Source organism: Mycobacterium sp. MMS18-G62 (genome assembly GCF_053877835.1).
In genome coordinates, this window is the sequence record NZ_CM132662.1 from 6010117 (window position 1) to 6029668 (window position 19552).

The window sequence follows — 19552 nt, forward strand, 5'->3', positions numbered from 1 at the left end:
CCCGAATGCGACGTCGATGACCCAGTGTGGACTCAATGAGACGAATACTGTTCAATTGTTCAACACACTGTGAACAGGAGCGCATGCAGTGAGCCAGAATCCTTCCACGACGGATTTCCTCGCTGACGTGCGCGTGCTGCAACTCGGCGACGGAATCGCCGGCTCGGCCGCCGCTGCACTGCTGGCGAGCCTGGGCGCAGACGTTGCCAAGATCTCAGACGAGAAGGTGCGCCGGGCGGGTCCGGTTCTGACGGGGCCGCACGGCATAACGCCTGCCGTCGACTTCGTCCTTGACCATCGCAAGCGCATGCTCGATCCGGGTGCCGATCCTGTGCAGCACGCGCGCGCAGCCGACATCGTCATCGTCGACGGCGCTGCGGTTCCATCGGTGGATGGCCCCACTGTGGTTGTCACTGTGTCCCCTTTCGGCTCTGACGAGCCGGGTACCGGACACCCGGGCGGTGAGCTGGTCGCCCAGGCCAGCGGTGGACTCCTGGCCACAATCGAGGACGGCGACGGTCGGCCGGTTCCTGCGCCCGGCTACGTGGCCCTCAAGTCCGCCGGTGCTGTCGCCGCGCTGGCAGCGCTCCACGGACTGGACCGGCGAAACGACACACTCTTACCGGTTCACGTCGACGTGTCCGTGCAGGAAGCAGTGATCTACACCGCCGCACTCCCAGAATGCGCGCACATCATGTACCGCTGCCCAGGCCGCGCAGGCAGCGGTCGATACCTAGCGCCCTCGGGAGTGTTCGCATGCCGAGACGGGCTGGTGCGTATCACGGCCGTGGAGAACCACCAGTGGAAAGGCCTATTGGTCGCACTCGGGAACCCGGCATGGGCGGTGGGCCTTGATCATCGCCCCGCCCGCATCGAGCACGCCGAACTGATCAACGCCAAAGTCACCGAGTGGACCACCGGTCGCGCAAAAGGTGATTGCGCTGCCCTGCTGCAAGCCAACGGTGTTCCGTCGACGCCAGTCAATCTCCCCGGTGAACTCTTGCGCTCGCCGCAACTGGCTCATCGAAGCGCATTGACCAAGACACCGATGGGTGATCGCGACGTCGCGGTCCTCGGAACACCGTGGCGGACAGAGCTAGGCAAAGCCGGTCAACGCCGACGCGGCGGCCTGCAGGGGCTGCGCATCGCTGAGCTCACTCACGTACTTGCGGGTCCGATCATCGGTTCCCTGTTGGGTGCGATGGGCGCGACGGTGGTGCGGCTAGAGGATCCCGAACGGCTCGACATCTACCGGCGCAGTGGCCCGTTCGCCGACGGAGTATCAGGTGTCGAACGCGGCGCGTACTACGCGGTGGCCAACCACTCCAAACGAAGTGTTCTGATCGATCCCGGCGGCGCAGTCGAAGACGTGGCCGCGGCCTTGTCGCAAGCCGATGTGTTGATCGAGAACGTCGGGTCGTCCCGGTTGGACCGGCTACACGTGTCACCCGCGGAACTCGCCGAATCGGGGCGACTTGCGGTGCGGGTGTCGGGCTTCGGGTCGGACGGTCCGCTGGCTGGATATCGCGTGTACGCCAACAACGTTCAGGCGTACGGCGGCCTGGCCGGCTTGACCACCGGAACCGACGGCGAGCCGGCTCGCCTGGGTACCGTGCTCGCAGATCCGCTGTCGTCTGTGGTGGCCGCGGTCGTCATCGCGGCGTGGGCGCTTGGCCCGCACAGCGACACAGGTGCTGTCGTGGACGTCTCTATGTCCGAGGTTGTTGCATCGACGATTTCGGAGTATGTCGCCGCGGCTTCGGTCGAGCACGCTGCTCCCGACCCGACGGTGCGTCGCCTGGTGTACCGCAGCGCCGACTCGCGCTGGGTCGCGGTCGAGTTGTTCGGCGACGAATCGCGACCGTACAGCGATGGTGAGCTCGCGGCTCGGATCGCAGCGGCCGACGCCGAGGACGTCGCGGCAGAACTCGCGGGTGCCGGCGTACGGGCCGCTGTCGTACGAAGCGCCGGGGAACTGGTAACCGACGACCGTCTGGCAGCGCGTGGATTCTTTCCCGAGATAACCCACCCCGACCCGGATCTCGGCACGGCTCGACTGGTGGGCCTACCGTGGCGGTTTGCCGGTGAGGGGCCGGTGTCGCTCGCACCACCGCCCGCGCTGGGCAGCACGAGCACCAGCGCCCTGTACGAGAGGACGGCTGTCTGACAATGTCAAGATCTGAAACCCCGGCGACCGTATGGTCGTCGACCTTCGTACCGTCGAAGTCACCCTTCCCTGAGTTCGGCCAGGATGGCTATGCCGTGGCGTGGGTGGACACCGAGGACGGACGGTTCCAGGTTCTTGTCGACGGTGCCCGGCCTGTGCCGGGAACCGTTGGTCGACTCGTCTCAGCGACATTGGGTGAAGACACCATCGAGATGTTCGTCGCGGATCCGGCATGACGGGCGTACACATCACCGGAGTAGGCCTCACCGAGTTCGGCAAGCACAGCGATACGCCCCTGGCCGACCTCGGCGTCGCCGCGGCCGAGAAGGCGCTGGCTGACGCGGGCATCGGCTACGACGCCGTCGGCGAAGTGTTCACCTCGTCCGCACTGGCGGGGCCGCAGACCGGCCTCGCGGTCGCACACCGGCTGGGCCGCACAGGAATTCCGGTAACCGCGACGGAGAGCGCGTCGGCTGGCGGAATGGTCGCACTGCGACATGCTGTGTGGGCGGTCGCGTCCGGCCGCTGCAGCACGGCGCTGGCGATCGGTTACGAGAAGACCACCGCGTTGGAGCCGGGCGGAGTGGTCCCTGCGGCCATCGGTTTTTGGGACCGCTTCCCGCCACAGTTGCATTACGCCATCGAGGCAGCGCACTGGCTGTATGAAACCCAGTGCGGGCCGGAGGTCATCGCCGCGGTTGCGGCCAAGTCATACAACCAGGCCCGGCTCAATCCGCTTGCCGCGCGGCGCAACCCAGAACAGGTCACGGTTGACGACGTCCTCGGCGCCAGGGTCGTCGCCGAGCCACTGACCAAGATGATGTGCCACGCATCGGTCGACGGCGGGGCGGCGGTCGTGGTCTCCGCCGACACGGCACCGCGTTCGGTGTCAGTGCTATCCATCGAGCAGACCAGCTGGCCGAACGATCCAGGGTGGCCGTTGGTGGGACCCGTTGTGGGCCCGCCCTCTCAGATAACGCTAACCGCCCAGCGCGCGTATGCCGACGCGGGAGTGGGGCCGCAAGACGTCGGTGTGGTTTCGTTGCACGATATGTGTGCCAGCGAAGAGATCACCGCGTTGATCGCGATGGGCCTTACGGACGCGGACGGAGTCGTGAAACTTGCCGAGTCTGGTGGACTGGCATCGGACGGTTCGCTGCCCACCAACACCGACGGCGGATGCATTGCGCGTGGCCACCCCATTGGTGCAACGGGTTTGGCGCAGACCGCCGAGGTCGTCACCCAACTTCGTGGAGAAGCTGTTTCGCGTCAGGTCGCCGATCCGAGGACCGGTGTCGTCCAGGCAGTGGGTGGCGGCGGCTCCTGCGTCGTGGCGCTCCTGCGCGGGTGACGATCAGGCGATCGCACCGCTTTCCTTCAGCGCCATGATCCGGTCCCAGTCGCCGCCCAGTTCGAGAATCAGTTCCTCGGTGTTGGCCGCGAATTCAGGCATCGGGCTCAGGTGCAGTGGCGTCTCGTCGAACAGCACCGGACTCGCGACGAGTTCGAAGCTCTCGCTTTCCGTTTCGATGCCGACGATGCCGCCGTTGGCGCGGACCTGTGGGTCAGCGGCCACCTCGACCGTGTTCTGCACGACCGACCATTGACCATCGAAGCCGTCCAACGCTTTTCGCCAATGCTCCAAGGGGTGAGCTGCGATCGCCTGGCGCAAGACCTCGGTAGCCGCAGGTGCATTGCGAGCGAGCAACTCGTGGCTTGCGAAACGTTCGTCGGCAGCGAGGTCACCCACACCGATGCGCCGGCAGAACTCACCGAAGAAGCGAAAGCCCTGCAGCATCGACACGCCCAGAAATCGTCGGTCACTCGTGCCGTAGAAACCGACCAACGGATTGTTGGGGGCAACGTTCGCTCCTGCAGGGTTCGCCACCCAGGGTTGTCCGCTGACCAGCGCCGCGTTGATCGCCACTCCCGACGCCCACACGCCGACGCCTAGCAGTGAGATGTCGACGATCCGGGCGTGCCCAGTGCGTTCTCGCTCGAACAGCGCCGCCGATATGCCGCCGGCAATCGTCATCCCCCCGATCGAATCGCCGTATGCCGGACCAGGTTGCGGTACAACGCCTTCGAGGTCGCTCGGTGTTGACCCCAAGGCGCCTGCTGCGCGACTCCAAAAACCGGTCATGTCGTAGCCACCCGTACCGGCCTCGGCCCCGAGGGGGCCGTAGGCGCTGCCGCGGGCATAGATGATGTTTGGATTGACCGCTCGCACATCGTCGACGTCGATCCGGAGCTTCTCACGGGCGTCAGGCAGAAAGTTGGTCAGGAACACATCGCTGGTGCGAACGATATCCATCAACAGTTCGTGGCCATCCGGGGTCGACATGTCCAGCGCCACCGACCGTTTACCGCGGTTGGCGTGTTCCATCACCGGATTGCGGTTGCCCTCGATCGTGATGTGACCGAGATTGCGCAGGCCGCGCTGGGAGTCGCCCGTCCGCGGGTGTTCGACCTTGATGACGTCGGCACCCCAGTCGGCCAGCACGGCGCCCGCAGCCGGGACGAATGTCCACTGCGCCACTTCCAGCACGCGGACGCCCTTCATCGGTTCGGGTTGCGTCACGAACTGAACAATAGAACACTTTCTGTCTAGCTGCTATTGTCGGATCCGTGACCGGCGCGTTGTCTCACCTTCGGGTGTGCGATCTGAGTGGTCAGCTCGCAGGCGCGGGGGCCACCAAGATCCTGGCTGCATTCGGCGCCGAGGTGATCAGGGTCGAAGATCCCACGACCCAGGGGCTGTGGGACGCGTTGCGCGGGGTCGGCCCCTACGTCGACGATCGTCGCGGGGTCAACTTCGGCGCCGGATTCAACAACCACAACGTCGGCAAGTACGGCGTGACAATCAATCTGCGCACCCCGGAAGGCAGAGACCTGCTGCGCGAGCTGATCTCCATCTCCGACGTCGTCTGCGAGAATTTCGCGGCCGGGGTCATGGAGAACCGAGGCTTCGGTTATGCCGAGCTGCAACGGATCAAGCGCGACATCATCTACGTCTCCAACTGCGGGTTCGGCCATACCGGTCCCTATCGAGACTTCAAGACCTGGGGCCCCATTGTCCAGGCCGTGAGCGGGCTCACGTTTACAGCTGGACTCCCGGACACCGAGCCGTCCGGTTGGGGCTTTTCCTATATGGACCACGGCTCGGCGTTCTACATGACGACTGCGATCTTGGCCGCGCTACACCACCGAGACAAGACGGGTGAAGGCCAACACGTCGATCTGGCGACGGTATCGGCCGGCATCGCGATGCTGCCGGCGGAAATACTCGATTGGACTGTCAATGGTCGCTCTACGGCAGCCGGCGGCAACCGAGCCGACTTCGGTGAGATGGCGCCCCACGGTATATACCCCTGTCTTGGCGACGACCGCTGGATCGCGATCGCATGCCGGGACGAGCGAGAGCTCACCCTGCTCGCGAAGGTGCTCAACGAACCCGAACTGGCGTCGGATCGGTTCTCCACCCTCGGGCAGCGCTTGCAGGCCGTCGACGAGCTCGACCAGATGATCAGCGATCTTGCGGTGACGCGGGACGCTGCGGCCCTCGCCGAGGACCTGAATGCCGCAGGCGTTCCCGCAAGCGTGGTCAAGAGCCCCGCTGAACGCATCGACGGCGATCCGGACCTCGCCGCCATGGACCTGTTCCCTACGGTGACGCATCCCGACATCGGCGATGTCCGCGTCGAGGGAATCCCGATGCGGTTCTCCGCGACCCCATGGCAGATCACTTCGGCTGCGCCGCGCGTAGGGCAACACAACCGTGAAGTCCTCAAGGACTTACTCGGCCACTCCGACGCCGAACTCGACGACTGGACACGGCGAGGTGTCATCTGAGCGCACTGCAAGATCTACGCGTCATCGAGATCGCCGACCAGTTCACCCCGGTCGGTGGCCGAGTGTTGGCCGAGCTGGGCGCCGACGTCATCGTGGTCGAGCCGCCGTCTGGCTCACCACATCGGTCCAGGCCGCCGTTCGTCGATGACGAGCCCGGTATCAACCGCAGCCTGCGCTGGTGGGCGGGCAACGTCGGGAAACGCTCGGTCACAATCGATCTGACGACTGAAGCAGGTGCGCGCACCCTAGAAGACCTAATTGCGACGGCCGATATCGTCATTGCAGGCAGCGACCAGTGCGAGGGCACACACATCGACTATCAGAGTTGCGCGGCCCGTGATAGACGTCTGATCTGGGTATCAGTGAGCCCGTTCGGTTTGCGCAGCGCCCGCGCCGATCAACCGGTAACGGACCTCACAATGCTGGCTGGCGGAGGCCCGGTGTGGAACTGTGGATACGACGATCGCACGCTTCCGCCGATCCGCGGCGCCGGCGATCAGTCGGCCAATATCGCCGGAATGTACTGCGCCATCGGGACGCTCGTGGCGCTCGCACATCGTGACCACACCGAGCAGGGCCAACTGGTAGATGTCAATGTCACCGCCGCCTGCAACGTGACATGCGAACAGACGACATATCACTGGCTGGTGAACCGGGACGTCTGTCTGCGTCAGACCGGCCGGCACGCGTATCCGACCCGCAGCTCGAAAGTTCAGGTACTCTGCGCCGACGGTCATTACGCAACGACCGGTGTGCTTCCCCGCAAGCCGGAGGAGTTCGCGCGCCTATCAGCCTGGCTTGGCGAACTCGGCCTCACTGAAGAGCTGCCGGAGGCGGTGTTCCTTGATCTCGCTGCCGAGCGCGACGAACCGGTCGATCTCGCGTTGATTGGAACAGATGACGAGACCACGGCGATGCTGAGCGCGGCCCGCGAGGCAATTCGGCTCATCGGTTCACGGCTTCCCGCCAAGGACTTCTTCCTGATCAGTCAGCGCCGCGGGTTTCCCTGTGGCGCTGTGCTTTCGCCTGACGAGGCCTTCGAGGACGAGCACACCGTCGCGAGGGGCTTCCAGGTGCCAGTGGCGCATCCCGAATTAGGCAGGACGGTGACCTACCCGGGCACGCCGTATGTGTTCAGCGCGACCCCGACTGTGACGCCGGCCCGGCCGCCGCTGCTCGGCGAACACAACGGCCTGATTGCCGAGCTCGTTCAGCAGCGGCCATGAACGACGGGCATCGCCTCACCCACGTCGGCTTGTGCGTTCGAGACATCGGCCGTTCAACGGAGTTCTACTGTGCTGCACTCGGTTTCACCGAAGTTGGGCGCATGAAGGTGGACGACGATGCCAGCGCGCGGCTGCTGGATGTTCCTGACCTTGTGCTGGACCTCGTCTACCTGCAGCGCGATGGATTCCGCCTCGAGCTGCTCGGATACGCCAGACCTGGAACCATCGGAGAACCGGCGCCAGAGCCGATGAACCGACTCGGCTTCACCCATTTGTCTTTTCGCGTCGATGACGTCGACAGCATGATTGCGATGATCGTCGAACGCGGTGGCCGATTGCTCGCAGACCGCACCGTCAGGTTCGACGGCGGGAACCGCGGCCTGATGGCAACGGATCCAGACGGCAATCTGCTCGAGTTCATCGAACGCATTCCACGGCTGACAGGCAGTTGAGAAATGGTCCCAGCGACAAACGAGTTGATGTATTCGCCGTTCTCAAAGGCGATCTTCGACGATCCGTACCCGGTGTACCGCAGGCTACGTGACGAAGCGCCGGTCTATCGCGATCCAGAAGACCGGTGGTGGGTGCTGTCCCGGTTCGACGATGTCGCCGGAGCCTTGCGGGATTGGCCGACGTACTCGTCCAAACTGGGTCCCGCTCCGGAAAACCCGGACGACGACGGGCGCAAGTATTCCGTCATCTCGATGGACCCACCACGCCACGACCGAATCCGCGGCGTGCTCAAGGGGTTCTTCACACCCAAGGCGGTCGCCGCCATGGAGGACGCCCTGCAAGCCGTCGTCAACCATCACTTGGACCGTTTGCGGCCAGGAACCACGGTTGATGCGATGGAGGCGTTTGCGTTCTCGGTACCCACCGACGTCATCGGAGACCTGCTCGGCGTTCCGCAGGCCGACCGCGAGCAGCTAAGGGTCTGGTGGGAGGCGTTTCTCACTCGCCACGAGGGCGAGGTCGCGATGCCGCCAAGCGCCATTCAGGCCAACCGCAAGATCAGTGCTTACATCGGCGATCTCATTGAAGAACGGCGCTCGAACCCCGGCGAAGATCTCATCAGCATCGTTCTGAGCGCAACGTTCGACGACCCCGAGGCCGGCGGTGAGCGGTCACTGACGCCCCATGAGGTTTTGATGTTCGCCAACTTGCTGTCGGCTGCGGGGTCGGAAACCACGCAGAAGTTGATTTCCAATGGCCTGGTCGCGCTGCACGACCATCCTGACCAGTGGCAGCGAATCGTCAACGACCACAGCCTGATTCCTGCGGCTGTCAACGAAGCACTGCGATACGACACACCCAGCCACTGGGTTGCACGCACGCTGACTCGGCCCGTCGAGAAACATGGAGTGACGATGAACGTCGGCGACTGGGTGCTGCTGCTGCTCGGCAGCGCCAATCGCGACGAGCGTCGCTACGACGACCCCGACCGGTTCATTATCAACCGTCCGCGAGGGACGGACGTTTACTTCGGCTGGGGCATTCACATTTGCCTCGGTCAATGGTTAGCCCGCCGGGAAGCGCAACTCGTATTCGAGTACGTCGCGAAGAAGTTCCCGAACTACACCGTCGGTACGCATGAACGCGTGCTGACAGCCACCGTTCGCGGCTACACCAGTGTGGAGATGACGCTCAAGTAGCGTTGAAGACGCCCGGCGACTGCGAGTAGTCCACCGTGGACAGCTCGGTCATCCCGCCGTCGATGTGGAGCACCGTGCCGGTGACGAAAGACGCATCGTCGCTCGCCAAGAAGGCAACTGCAGGCGCGATTTCGGAATCCGGATCGGCTCCGCGTTTCATCGGCGACGCCGCGGCAGTGCGAGTGTAGTTGTCCCACTCGGTGCCGATCATGTCGCGCTGGACATCGGTTAGCGCGAATGGGCACACCGCGTTCACCCGGATGCCATGGCGCGCCCACTCATTCGCGGCGACCTTGGTCAAGGCATGAACCGCCCCCTTGGCCGCGGAATAGGGCCCGGTGTAGGCCATACCGCCGAGCGCGGAACCCGATACGAAGTTGATCACCGACGCCTTACCGGTTTCCTTCAAATATCCGAACGCGCTCTGCATGAACCGAAACGTCGCCTTTGGACCCGTCGCCTCTGATAGCTCCCAGTCCTTATCCGTCACCAGTTCTAGAGCTTTCGGCATGGCGAAGTACTGCGCCGCATTGACCAGGACGTCCAGCCGCCCATCGATCGCGGCCGCCGCGGTGGCCGCCTCGATGTCGTCGCGCTTGGCCACGTTGGCCCTCACGAACTCGGCGGTACCGCCCGCGGATTCGATCAGCCCGACGCACTCGCGACCCTTGTCCTCGTTGAGGTCGACGATCGTCACCCGGGCACCCTCGGCAGCGAGCCGGCGGGCAATCGCGCGCCCCAACCCCTGTGCGCCGCCGGTGACCAGGGCGTTTCGATTATCCAACCGGGACAAGTCGAGCCTCCTAGATTGAACAGTTGAACATTATTCGTTCTATCATCCAAGATGGTATCGGAACGTAAAGGAGAGGGCCGATGCGCGTCGAAGTGGATCGCGATCTATGCGAGTCCAACGCGGTATGTGTGGGTATCGCACCTGACATCTTCGATCTCGGAGACGACGATCTGGCTCGCGTCTTGGTCGACGAGGTACCGCAGGGCCGCGTGGACGAGGTCCGCGAGGCGGTCGGACTGTGTCCGAAGATCGCACTGAAGCTGCACGAAGACTGACCGCTTCCGATGAACATTGGCCTAACCGATGAGCAGAAGTTGCTGCAGGACACCGCATCCGGACTCGCGGAACATCTGGCGACCACGGATCCGAGCGACATTCCGAGCGACGACACAATGGCGGACCACTGGCGCCAGCTCGTCGAGCTCGGTGTCCCCACGTTGCGCTCCCCCAGCCTCTGCGGCCTGGATGCGAGTGGCGTAGAGACGGTCGTCGTCATCGAACAGCTGGCCCGGACACTTTGCGCGGTCCCGGTTGTCGGCCAGGCAGTCTTCGCCACCGAGTTGATGGAAGCTGCGGGAGCGCACAAGGAGCTGGAACTCATTGCCGAGGGCAGCTTGCGCATCGCCCCGATCCTTACTGTTGACTTGCAGCGATTTGGGGCGACGGAAGCCGGCGGAGTCGCCTTTGATGCCGCAGGCGCTACCCACGCCCTCCTCGCGATCGAGTCGGGCGGCGTCCATCGGCTGGCCTGCGCACCGCTCGAAGACACCACCGAGGAGGGATTGGACCTCACTCGTATCCTGCGGCGGACGCCGGCCGATGTTGCGGCGTCGGCGACGACCACAGGAGAACCGATCGATGCGGAACGCTGGCATCGAGTAGAGGCTCTCGCGTTGACTGCCACAGCGGCGGACCTGGTGGGTGTCATGCAGGGCGCATTGGATGAGGCCGTGCAGTACGCAGGGGATCGCGTCCAATTCGGCGTCAAAATCGGTTCGTTTCAAGCGGTTCAGCACATGCTTGCCGATGCCCTCGTACGCGTCGAAGGCGCCCGGAGTTGCTTGTGGCACGCCGCCTGGGCGATCGACCATCTGCCGGTCGATGAGGCCCGACTGGCGGCGATGACTGCGAAAGCCTACGCCGCCGCCGCGGGCCGAGATGTCGTCGAGACGGCGGTCCAGGTGTTCGGCGGAATCGCGATCACGTGGGAACACGTATCCCACCTACGGGTCCGCCGAACCCTGTTGAATCGACGCCTGTTCGGTGACGAGGCCACGCAGTACGAAGCAATCGCGCAAATGCGGTTGGAGAACGAGGAGTTGGCCTAGCCGATGGACTTCAACGACACCGGCGAGGAAGCCGCATTCCGCGCGCGCTTACGTCAATGGCTGCACGACCACAGCGCCGATGCCGCCATACCTGATGATCCCGCCGCCCGAGCCGACGCCCAGAATGCCTGGCACCAAACGCTGCACGAAGCCGGGTACATCGGGTTGTCGTTCCCTGTCGAGTACGGCGGCCATGGCCTGCCGCCGACATATGAAGCGATCCTCAACGATGAACTCGGGCGCGCAGGTGCCCCGCCGATCGAAGGGGTCGGCCACCTTAGTAACGCGTTGCGGCTCTTTGGGTCCGATCTACAGCGCGCCGAACTGCTGCCCGGACTGATGTCAGGCGCGGTCCGGTGGTGCCAGGGGTTCAGCGAGCCGGAAGCGGGCTCGGACCTGGCTAGCCTGAAAACGCGAGCCGACTTGATCGACCTCGACGGTCGGCAAGTCTTCCGCGTCAATGGGCGCAAGATCTGGACTAGCTTCGCGGCAGTCGCGGATTGGTGTTTCCTGCTGTGCCGTACCGAACCCGACGCGCCGAAGCACGAAGGAATCTCCGTTCTGCTTGTGCCGATGTCGACGCCAGGTATCGACGTTCGACCAATCGTCAACGCCGCGCGCAACCGCGAATTCACCGAGGTGACCTTCGACGACGTCGACGTACCCGCTGAAAACCTGCTTGGTGAGCGAGGTCAGGGCTGGTCGATCGCCACCCAGTTGCTCGCATACGAACGCGGGCCGAGCGACATCAACTGGATCAGCCGACTGTCGAGGCAACTGCGAAGCCTCGAGAGAGATGTCCGACTCGGCCGGCTCGAAAACTCTCCGGTGACCCGGGTTCGTCTCGGACAGGCCTATGCCGAACTCCGCGCATTGCAGGTGAAAGTGCAGCGTTCACTGAGCGATCGACAGCGCGGCGCCCTTCCCGGCCCGGAGGGATCGGTCGACAAGCTGCTGATGGCGCGCACCGACCAGGTCTTCGGCCACACCATGATGGACCTCTCCGACAGCGAGCCGCTGCTCACGGAGGGGCTGGAGTGGGATATCTATGTCTGGTCCCGGGCCGCTGGGATTTACGGCGGCACCGCGCAGATTCAGCGCAACATCGTTGCCCAGCGAGTGCTCGGGCTGCCGCGAACCAAGTAGGTCAGCCCGGGCCACCGCTCCCGCTCATCTGCGCATGGGCCTCTTCGAGGGCTGCGAGTCGTCGCAGCATGACCTCGTCGGCGTCGCCGGCAACCAGCTTTGCCTGGATCTCCTTGATCTCGACGGCGAGGCGTTCGGCGGCTTCCGCGCGGGTCAACAAGTCCTGATCGGCCCAGTCATCGTGCGGAATGCGGTCCTTCGGGTCCATCGGCGACTCCTCGCGCTCAACCGTCAGTTGAGATCAGGCTAGCTCCGACGGTATAGTCAACTGATCAGATAGTGTCTAATTGTTCCATAGATTTTCAGCCGGAAGGACCGGGTACGAGCGATGCCGCTACAACCGTCGATGAAGCTGCTCTCGGTCGATGACCACCTCATCGAGCCTCCGCACGTCTGGTCGGACCGACTTCCCAAGAAGTATCTGCACGACGGCCCGCGCATCGTCGAGTTCCCGCGCGAGGGCAAGCCCCCGATGCACCAGTGGGTCTACGAGGGTCGCAGCTATCCCAACATCGGACTCAACGCCGTCGCAGGCAAATCCCCCGAGGAGTTCGGCGTCGACCCCGTCCGCTACGACGACATGATTCCCGGGTGCTACGACCCGAAGGCCCGTCTGATCGACATGGACATCGACGGCGTCCATGCGATGTTGTGCTTTCCGTCATTCCCCCGGTTCTGCGGCACGGTTTTCCTCGAGGGCACCGACAAGGATCTCGCGTTGCTCTGCGTCCAGGCATGGAACGACTTCTCGCTCGACGAATGGTGCGCCGCCGATCCAGCCCGGTTCATCCCGATGATGATCAGCCCGCTATGGGACACGGACTTGATGGTCGCTGAGATCGAACGCAATGCCGCAAAGGGGTGTCGCGCCGTCGGTCTGCCCGACAACCCCATGAACCTCGGGCTGCCCAGCTTCCACACTTCCCATTGGGACCCGGTTTGGTCCGCCCTCGAGGAAACCAACATGACGGCGGTCATGCACTTCGGTTCCGGCGGCATGCCGCCATCCACCGCAGCCGAGGCGCCGTTCGCGGTGATGGTCACGCTGATGGGCACGACTTCGATGGCGGCCGCTGTCGAGTTGGTGTTCTCGCCGGTGTTCCACAAGCACCCGAACCTCAAGGTCGCGTTCTCCGAAGGCGGGATCGGATGGATGCCGTACCTTGTCGAGCGCGCGGACTATGTGTGGCGCAAGCACAAGTACTACCAGAACATCCATCCGACCGTCGCGCCATCAGAACTGTTCCGCCGCAACATCACCGGCTGCTTCATCGAGGACGAAGTCGGGGTTGCGATGCGCCATCAGATCGGCATCGACAACATCACCTGGGAGTGCGATTACCCGCATTCCGACTCCTTCTGGCCGAAGAGTCGCGCCCGCGCCGAGGAGATGCTGTCGAAAGTGCCCGACGAGGACGCGCACAAGATCGTGGAACTCAACACGCGGCGTTGGTACGCGTTTCCCGAGGAAGGCTTCAAAGCGTCAACCGCCGATAGCGGATGGCGGCCCAATGACGGGAACCCGCCCGAGTACGACTATGACGCCGTGATGTCCGATCACGGTGGAGTCGGGTACGGAGCCTTCATCCAGAACCTCGCCGATCAGATGGCCAACAAAGAGAACTGAGCGCCAGGCTAACTCGGCGTGGCGATCTCGGTCGCCGTCTCACGACCACGCAAGACTTGGGTGTCGACGACGTGCCATCGCCGGGCCTCTGACTGCGACGCGCGCTGCAACGCAGTGGCGGAGGCCACCACGCCGCCCGATTGCTTGGCGACATCGGTAAGCCGCGCTGCCTCGTTGACCGGATCGCCGATCACCGTGTACTCGTAGCGACTGTGGCCGCCGACGTTGCCCGCCGCGGCGATGCCTGCCGACACGCCGATGCCGAACTTGATTTCGGCGCCAGACGGGTTCAGCCGACAGTTGAGCTCCCTCGCGGCGGCCAACGCGTGGTCGGCGTCATCGCCAGTGGATACCGGGGCGCCGAAGATAGCCAGCGCGGCATCACCCTCGAACTTGTTGATCAGACCGCCGTGACTCTCAATCACTTCCACGACAACGGCAAAGAAGTCATTGAGGATCAAGACAACGTCTTCGGGCGGAAGCGCGGCGGCCAGCTGTGTTGAGCCGACCATATCGATGAACAGCACTGCTATTTCGCACTTCTCGCCACCCATCGCAATGTGCGCGTTCTCCTCGGCGAGTCGGGCGACGTCACGGCCAACATGACGCCCGAATAGGTCGCGGAGTCGCTCGCGTTCACGTAAGCCGCCCGCCATGGTGTTGAATCCGGCCTGCAATAGCCCGAGCTCCGATGCATCGAACACGGGAACAGATACGTCGTACTCACCGCGCTCGACACGGCGCATACCGCTCCTGACCTCGTCGATGGGATCCGCTGTGGTCGCCCCGATTAAAGCTGCCACAGCAAGACCGCTGGCAACTGTAAGCGCTCCAAGCGCCAATACCACCCAAGCCAATCGGTCTCGGGGATAGTCGACCGCCAGTGCGCTGGCGGCAACCAGCATCAGCCCCATCATCGGAATGCCGGTACCCACGACCCACGCACCGACCGCGCGTGCGCGAAGGCCGGGTCCACGCGGCCTCGTCGGTGGGTTACTGGTCAGCAATTCCGCGACAGCCTCTCGCAGGGCGCGCGCACACAACCAGTACGACAACGGTGCGGTCACCGCTGCCCCGAGGAGCACGGAGACGCCCAACGTTGCGGCTAACCAGGGTGTGCCGAGATTGATCACCACCAACAGGAGAGCCGCCGCGGTCCACACCGTCGCGTGGATCACCGCCATCCGTACCGGAACGACGAGGAGCGTGCGCCGACCTTTCGCCTCATCGGCGTCCGCAGGAAGGGTCAACCAGAAGTAGCCCCAGACGACGCCCAGCGGAATGGCGACTCCCGTGTAGATGACACAAACGATCACGTTCAGCATCAGCACGTGCCGCTCGCCTAGAGCAGCACCGGTGGGCAGTGCCCAGAATGTCAACACCGCAATCGTCGTGGCTCCCAGGACCGTCGGGATGATCGCGCCCGAAACCAGCAGTGCCCGGGCCGCCCATCCGACGGGAAACTGCCTGCGGCGCAGCACCGACCAGCGGCTCACGGTGACGCGATCCCGGCGACGTCCAGCCAGTTCTCGACCTTGATCAAGCGGCCCGAGGATGCCAGCGTCATGTAAAGAGTGGCGCTGTCTGCGCTCAGCGTCATGTTCGTCGTCATGGGGTCATCGGCGGATATCGCACCAAGTAGGTCGCCGCCCGGTGAGAAGACGGTGACACCGCCGATGCCGAGTGTCGCCACCAGGATCCGCCCTTCGGAGTCCACGCAGAGCCCGTCCGCGCCACCAATATTCAATGGTCCACCACTTGGCACTGTGGCCAATCCCCGTGCGCGATTCACGATTCCGGGACCACCCAATTCGAATTCCCAGATTCTCCGCGTTCGCGTTTCGGCCACGTAGAGAATGTCGCCACCCGGCGCAAGTGCCACCCCGTTGGGCATTTCCAGCGGATAGACGATCTCGCGCAGTTCCCCGTCCGGGGTGCCGTACAACAGACCTGTGACGCTGCGAGTGCGCCCGTGCGCTGTTCCACCGTCAGTGACATAGAAGCCACCGTGACCATCGACACAGATGTCGCTCGGGCGGACGAGCGGACGGGTGGCGCCATCACGGGCAACGAATTCCGTTGTGAGGGTTGAGACTGCGCCCTTCACGTCGACAATCTGTAGTTGGGGCGTTATCGGATGCTCTGGCGGACCGACCGGGCGGAAGAGCCTTGCGCATCCGTCGAACTCATAAGGCCACGGTCCAATGCCAAATGTGGAGCCGCCGTTTTGGCAGACGACGAGATCTCCGCTCGAAAGGCGCCCGATTCCGTTGGGGCCTCCGCCGGTGTCGGCGTAGGTGTGTGTCGAACCGTCCGGGCCAACGCGGGTGATGCGGCCGGCGGCAATCTCGGACACAAGAACCAAGCCGTCCTCGCAGACAATGGGGCTCTCCGGGAATTGGAGGCCGTCGGCGAGGCAACGCAAGGTCATGACCTTGTCTCCCACCAGTCACGGAACATGGGATCGGCCAAGGGGATATCCCCTACGCCGACCTGGCTTTCCGGCCAGTTCGCCGCGGGCTGGCGAAGTGGCGACTCGCGGTGGCCGACGCCGTACCACAGCCGATGTCTTCGGTGGAGAAACAGCCACCGTCCGTCGTGACGTTCGTAGCGATCGTCGTACTTGATGAGCTGCTCGATGAAACCGTCGGCCTGTGTCTGGGCGTAGCAATGTGCCCACACCTGACCGCTGGCCCGTTCTGAACCCTCGAGCTCGATGATGTGGTTAGCGACGAGGATGACCGCGAACACGCTGCCGTCGAGGCTGTGAGTCATCATCTGTCGCAGTCCGTTCGGTCCGTCGCCGTATTCCCCGAACCTGGCGTACGGCGAGAACAGGTCAGCCATCGCATCGATGTCACGCGACTCGATCGCGGCGGCGTAATGGTAAGGAAGCTGACGGATCTCGTCGCGCGCGAGCAACACCGCGACCTGGTCTCGTTGACTCATCGGTTCAGCCTCCCGTCACGTTGATGTCCTGCCCGGTGATCGCCGAAGCTGCGTCGGACGCCAACCAGACCGAAACCTCGGCGACTTCGTCGGGCTGGACCAATCTGCCCAACTTGTTCATTCCGACAAGGGAACGCCGTATGTCGGCTGGGCTGACGTCGTCTGCAGTCGCACGCCTCGCCACGTAGTTGTCAAACAGCTCGCCCGCCACACTGCCGATCACAAGTGTGTTGACTCGAATCCCATCGGATCCGACCTCCAGCGCTAGCGTCTGCCCAAGAGCCGTCAAACCGAGTTTGGCCGCGGCATAATGGGCTTTGAGCGGTTGCACGGTGCGGGCCGCTGCTGAAGACAAGAACTGGATGTTGCCCGCTTTGGCCGGAATCATTGCCTGGCGCAGCGCCTCTCGCGACAGCACCATCGGCGCGACGAGGTTAGTCGCGAGCACATCGTTCCAATTCTCGGTGCTTGCCTCCGAGACGAGCTGATCCGCGCCTGGAACCGCGGCATTGTTGACCAAAACGTCGAGGCGTCCCCACCGCGACACCGTCGCCGCGACGGCATCCGCGCATTGGACTTCGTCCCGGATATCGGCGACGAGAACCAGCGACTCTCCACCCTCTTGTGCGATAGCGTCGGCGGTCACGTTGAGCTCGTCCGGACGACGGGCGACAAGCGCCACCTTCGCGCCGCAACTCGAGTACCGCCGGGCCAAGACCCGGCCGACGCCGCCGCTGGCCCCGGTAATCAGCGCGACGCGGCCGGCCAGATTGCTCATTGCTCGGTGTCCTAGCGACCGCGAAACTGTGGGTCGCGCTTCTCCAGGAACGCCGCAACACCTTCCGCGACGTCGTCGGTTCCCGCGACCTGATCCACCAGAAGTGCCTCAGCGTTGAACGCGGACGCACGATCAACATCGAGAGCTTGGTTGAGCATTACCTTGGCGGCTGAGATCCCCCGCGTCGCGCCCTGTGCGAGGCGATTGGCCCACTCGGTTACCTCTGCCGTGAGCTGACTCCCGTCAACGACCTTGTTCACCAGGCCGATTCGATGTGCTTCTTCGGCGCTTAGCTCCTCACCGAACAACAAGAGTTGCTTGGCGATGTTGAACGGCACCTTTCGCGCCAACAGATACGCCGCACCTCCATCGGGCGCCAAGCCGCGACGAACGAAAAGCTCTATTAGTCGGGCACTTTCGGCAGCCACAATGAGGTCGCATGCCAAGACCATGCTTGCGCCTACTCCAGCCGCGACACCATTGAGGCCGCAGATCACAGGTTTCTCGCAATCCAGCAGTGCCGTCACCACGGCCTGCGAGCCGTTGCGAAGAATCCGCGCCGCGTCACCGGCGATCCGTTCCTGACTCGGCCGCATCTCGGGGTCGCGCAGGTTCGGTCCGGTGCAGAAGTGCTTGTTGCCTGCCGCGGTGAACACAACCGCACGGATCTCGGAATCCGCAGAAGCCCGGGCAAGATTGTCGATGATGTCTCGCTGCATCGCCCGGGTGACGGAATTGCCGACATCGGGGCGGTCCAGCACCAACCAACGCACCCCGTCTTCGGTGCGCGCGGTCAATCCGGTGGTGCTCACCAGCTGATCGGAACGCTCGACGGCCCACGCACCGAATTCGTGTGGACGAACTCCACGGCGCTCTCGTCGACATCCCATGTCGGGAATCGAGCGAGCGTCTCTTCGATCGCGACCCGGGCCTCGAGCCGAGCCAAGGCGGCACCGAGGCAGAAATGCGAGCCATGGCCGAAGCTGACGTGACGTATGCCGGTTCGATTGACGTCGAAGACGTCTGCGTTCGGATACTGACGCTCGTCACGACCGGCGGAGCCGGTCAGTAGCGCAACCTTCGATCCGGCGGGAATGACCGTGTCGTGGTACTTCGCATCCTGCAACGCGAACCGGCCCTGTACCGGAGACGGCGCGTCATAACGAAGCAACTCCTCGATCGCTCCACCGATGACGCTCGGATCGGCGACCAGCTTGGCTCGCTCTTGCGGGTTTCTGGCCAGCGTCAAACCTGCCCAGCCGAGCAATCGCGCCACCGTCTCGTTACCCGCGACGTTGATCATCGCGATGAACACCAACAGCTCGCCGTCATCGAGGCGGCGGGTTTCCCGCCCTGGCTGCACCAGGTCTGAATCCATCAGGTCGCTGACGATGTCGTCGGTTCGTTCCGATCGGCGACCGGCGATCTGATCCCGGTAGTAGGCGAAAAGCTTTTCGGCGGACTCTGCTCCGAGCTGGTTTCGCTCGGGATTGCCCTCGTCTCTGTGCAATTGAGCGTCCGACCAGATCCGTAAGCTGTCATGATCCTTTTCGGGGAAACCAAGTAGCGAACTGATCACCATCACGGGCAGCTTCATCGAGAAGTCTCGCACGTAGTCGAACCCGCCGGCACCGACGAACTCGTCGAGATATCCGCGGCACAGCTGTCGCACACGGTCTTCCAGCTTCGCGACAGTACTTCGGAAGAAGGTGCGGTTCACCATCTTTCGCATCGCTGTGTGATCGGGCGGATCCATCATGATCATTGCCTTCGGCGGATCCCACGGATCGTCTGTGATCGCATCCAATGTGATGCCATGCTCCGAAGAGAACGTCTCGGTGTCGAGTGAAGCGTCCAGGACGTCGTCGAACCGGCTCAACGCATAGAAGTCGTATTGCTGATTGTGGTAGACCGGCGCTTCGTCGCGCAGCCGTCGCCACACCCCGTAGGGATCCGCGTGAAGGGCGCGGTCGAAGGGATCCCAGCGCAGTTCCGTTGTCGCCATTCGCAGAGTCCTTTCCTCGGATGAGCGAC

General features: G+C 63.8%; 20 protein-coding genes. 11 read left to right on the plus strand and 9 right to left on the minus strand.

Going from position 1 to position 19552, the window contains the following annotated elements:
- The first annotated feature begins 88 nt into the window (after positions 1–88).
- The 3 genes from ACWW36_RS30035 to ACWW36_RS30045 are packed head-to-tail and all read left to right on the plus strand — an operon-like array spanning position 89 to position 3518.
- Positions 89–2167 carry a CoA transferase gene (locus ACWW36_RS30035; RefSeq protein ID WP_456139530.1) on the plus strand — a complete coding sequence of 693 codons (2079 nt, stop codon included), beginning with the start codon at positions 89–91 and terminating at the stop codon, positions 2165–2167.
- A 2-nt stretch (positions 2168–2169) separates the two neighbouring features.
- Positions 2170–2403: a hypothetical protein gene (locus ACWW36_RS30040; RefSeq protein WP_456139531.1), complete on the plus strand. Its 234-nt coding sequence runs from the start codon at positions 2170–2172 to the stop codon at positions 2401–2403.
- On the plus strand, positions 2400–3518 hold the full coding sequence (locus ACWW36_RS30045; RefSeq protein ID WP_456139532.1) for a thiolase family protein: 1119 nt from the start codon (positions 2400–2402) through the stop codon (positions 3516–3518). Before ACWW36_RS30040 ends, ACWW36_RS30045 begins: the two co-directional genes overlap by 4 nt.
- Positions 3519–3521: 3 nt before the next feature.
- Here the strand turns inward: ACWW36_RS30045 and ACWW36_RS30050 are convergent, their stop codons facing one another.
- A complete protein-coding gene (locus ACWW36_RS30050; protein WP_456142690.1) occupies positions 3522–4730 on the minus strand; it encodes a CaiB/BaiF CoA transferase family protein in 1209 nt (402 codons plus the stop codon).
- Between the two features lie 65 nt (positions 4731–4795).
- Between ACWW36_RS30050 and ACWW36_RS30055 the strand changes: the two genes are divergently transcribed.
- Genes ACWW36_RS30055 through ACWW36_RS30070 form a run of 4 tightly spaced genes read left to right on the plus strand, consistent with a single transcriptional unit; the run spans position 4796 to position 8897 of the window.
- On the plus strand, positions 4796–6019 hold the full coding sequence (locus ACWW36_RS30055) for a CaiB/BaiF CoA transferase family protein (RefSeq protein ID WP_456139533.1): 1224 nt from the start codon (positions 4796–4798) through the stop codon (positions 6017–6019).
- Between the two features lie 5 nt (positions 6020–6024).
- Positions 6025–7245, plus strand: a complete 1221-nt coding sequence (locus ACWW36_RS30060; RefSeq protein ID WP_456142691.1) for a CoA transferase — start codon at positions 6025–6027, stop codon at positions 7243–7245.
- Entirely contained in the window at positions 7242–7697 is a 456-nt protein-coding gene (locus ACWW36_RS30065) for a VOC family protein (protein WP_456139534.1), read from the plus strand. The genes ACWW36_RS30060 and ACWW36_RS30065 overlap by 4 nt, the downstream gene beginning before the upstream one ends.
- Positions 7698–7700: 3 nt before the next feature.
- Positions 7701–8897: a cytochrome P450 gene (locus tag ACWW36_RS30070; protein ID WP_456139535.1), complete on the plus strand. Its 1197-nt coding sequence runs from the start codon at positions 7701–7703 to the stop codon at positions 8895–8897.
- Here ACWW36_RS30070 and ACWW36_RS30075 read toward each other — a convergent pair.
- On the minus strand, positions 8890–9690 hold the full coding sequence (locus tag ACWW36_RS30075; protein ID WP_456139536.1) for an SDR family NAD(P)-dependent oxidoreductase: 801 nt from the start codon (positions 9688–9690) through the stop codon (positions 8890–8892). The two genes, ACWW36_RS30070 and ACWW36_RS30075, sit on opposite strands and share 8 nt — an antisense overlap.
- Before the next feature lie 80 nt (positions 9691–9770).
- Between ACWW36_RS30075 and ACWW36_RS30080 the strand changes: the two genes are divergently transcribed.
- Genes ACWW36_RS30080 through ACWW36_RS30090 form a run of 3 tightly spaced genes read left to right on the plus strand, consistent with a single transcriptional unit; the run spans position 9771 to position 12164 of the window.
- Positions 9771–9965 carry a ferredoxin gene (locus tag ACWW36_RS30080; protein ID WP_456139537.1) on the plus strand — a complete coding sequence of 65 codons (195 nt, stop codon included), beginning with the start codon at positions 9771–9773 and terminating at the stop codon, positions 9963–9965.
- A gap of 9 nt (positions 9966–9974) precedes the next feature.
- A complete protein-coding gene (locus tag ACWW36_RS30085) occupies positions 9975–11018 on the plus strand; it encodes an acyl-CoA dehydrogenase family protein (protein WP_456139538.1) in 1044 nt (347 codons plus the stop codon).
- Positions 11019–11021: 3 nt separating this feature from the next.
- Positions 11022–12164 (plus strand): acyl-CoA dehydrogenase family protein, encoded by a 1143-nt coding sequence (locus ACWW36_RS30090; RefSeq protein ID WP_456139539.1) that lies wholly within the window; start codon positions 11022–11024, stop codon positions 12162–12164.
- Position 12165: 1 nt separating this feature from the next.
- Here the strand turns inward: ACWW36_RS30090 and ACWW36_RS30095 are convergent, their stop codons facing one another.
- Positions 12166–12372 carry a hypothetical protein gene (locus ACWW36_RS30095; protein WP_456139540.1) on the minus strand — a complete coding sequence of 69 codons (207 nt, stop codon included), beginning with the start codon at positions 12370–12372 and terminating at the stop codon, positions 12166–12168.
- Positions 12373–12492: 120 nt separating this feature from the next.
- Here ACWW36_RS30095 and ACWW36_RS30100 point away from each other — a divergent pair, with 120 nt between their 5' ends.
- Entirely contained in the window at positions 12493–13791 is a 1299-nt protein-coding gene (locus tag ACWW36_RS30100; protein ID WP_456139541.1) for an amidohydrolase family protein, read from the plus strand.
- 8 nt (positions 13792–13799) lie between these two features.
- On the opposite strand, the gene ACWW36_RS30105 is transcribed toward ACWW36_RS30100, so the two are convergent.
- The 6 genes from ACWW36_RS30105 to ACWW36_RS30130 are packed head-to-tail and all read right to left on the minus strand — an operon-like array spanning position 13800 to position 19523.
- Positions 13800–15287: an adenylate/guanylate cyclase domain-containing protein gene (locus ACWW36_RS30105; RefSeq protein ID WP_456139542.1), complete on the minus strand. Its 1488-nt coding sequence runs from the start codon at positions 15285–15287 to the stop codon at positions 13800–13802.
- Entirely contained in the window at positions 15284–16222 is a 939-nt protein-coding gene (locus tag ACWW36_RS30110) for an SMP-30/gluconolactonase/LRE family protein (RefSeq protein WP_456139543.1), read from the minus strand. Before ACWW36_RS30110 ends, ACWW36_RS30105 begins: the two co-directional genes overlap by 4 nt.
- A complete protein-coding gene (locus ACWW36_RS30115; RefSeq protein WP_456139544.1) occupies positions 16219–16740 on the minus strand; it encodes a nuclear transport factor 2 family protein in 522 nt (173 codons plus the stop codon). The genes ACWW36_RS30110 and ACWW36_RS30115 overlap by 4 nt, the downstream gene beginning before the upstream one ends.
- A 4-nt stretch (positions 16741–16744) precedes the next feature.
- Positions 16745–17518 carry an SDR family NAD(P)-dependent oxidoreductase gene (locus ACWW36_RS30120; protein ID WP_456139545.1) on the minus strand — a complete coding sequence of 258 codons (774 nt, stop codon included), beginning with the start codon at positions 17516–17518 and terminating at the stop codon, positions 16745–16747.
- 11 nt (positions 17519–17529) lie between these two features.
- A complete protein-coding gene (locus ACWW36_RS30125) occupies positions 17530–18330 on the minus strand; it encodes an enoyl-CoA hydratase/isomerase family protein (RefSeq protein ID WP_456139546.1) in 801 nt (266 codons plus the stop codon).
- Positions 18327–19523, minus strand: a complete 1197-nt coding sequence (locus ACWW36_RS30130) for a cytochrome P450 (RefSeq protein ID WP_456139547.1) — start codon at positions 19521–19523, stop codon at positions 18327–18329. The genes ACWW36_RS30125 and ACWW36_RS30130 overlap by 4 nt, the downstream gene beginning before the upstream one ends.
- Between the last annotated feature and the right edge of the window lie 29 nt (positions 19524–19552).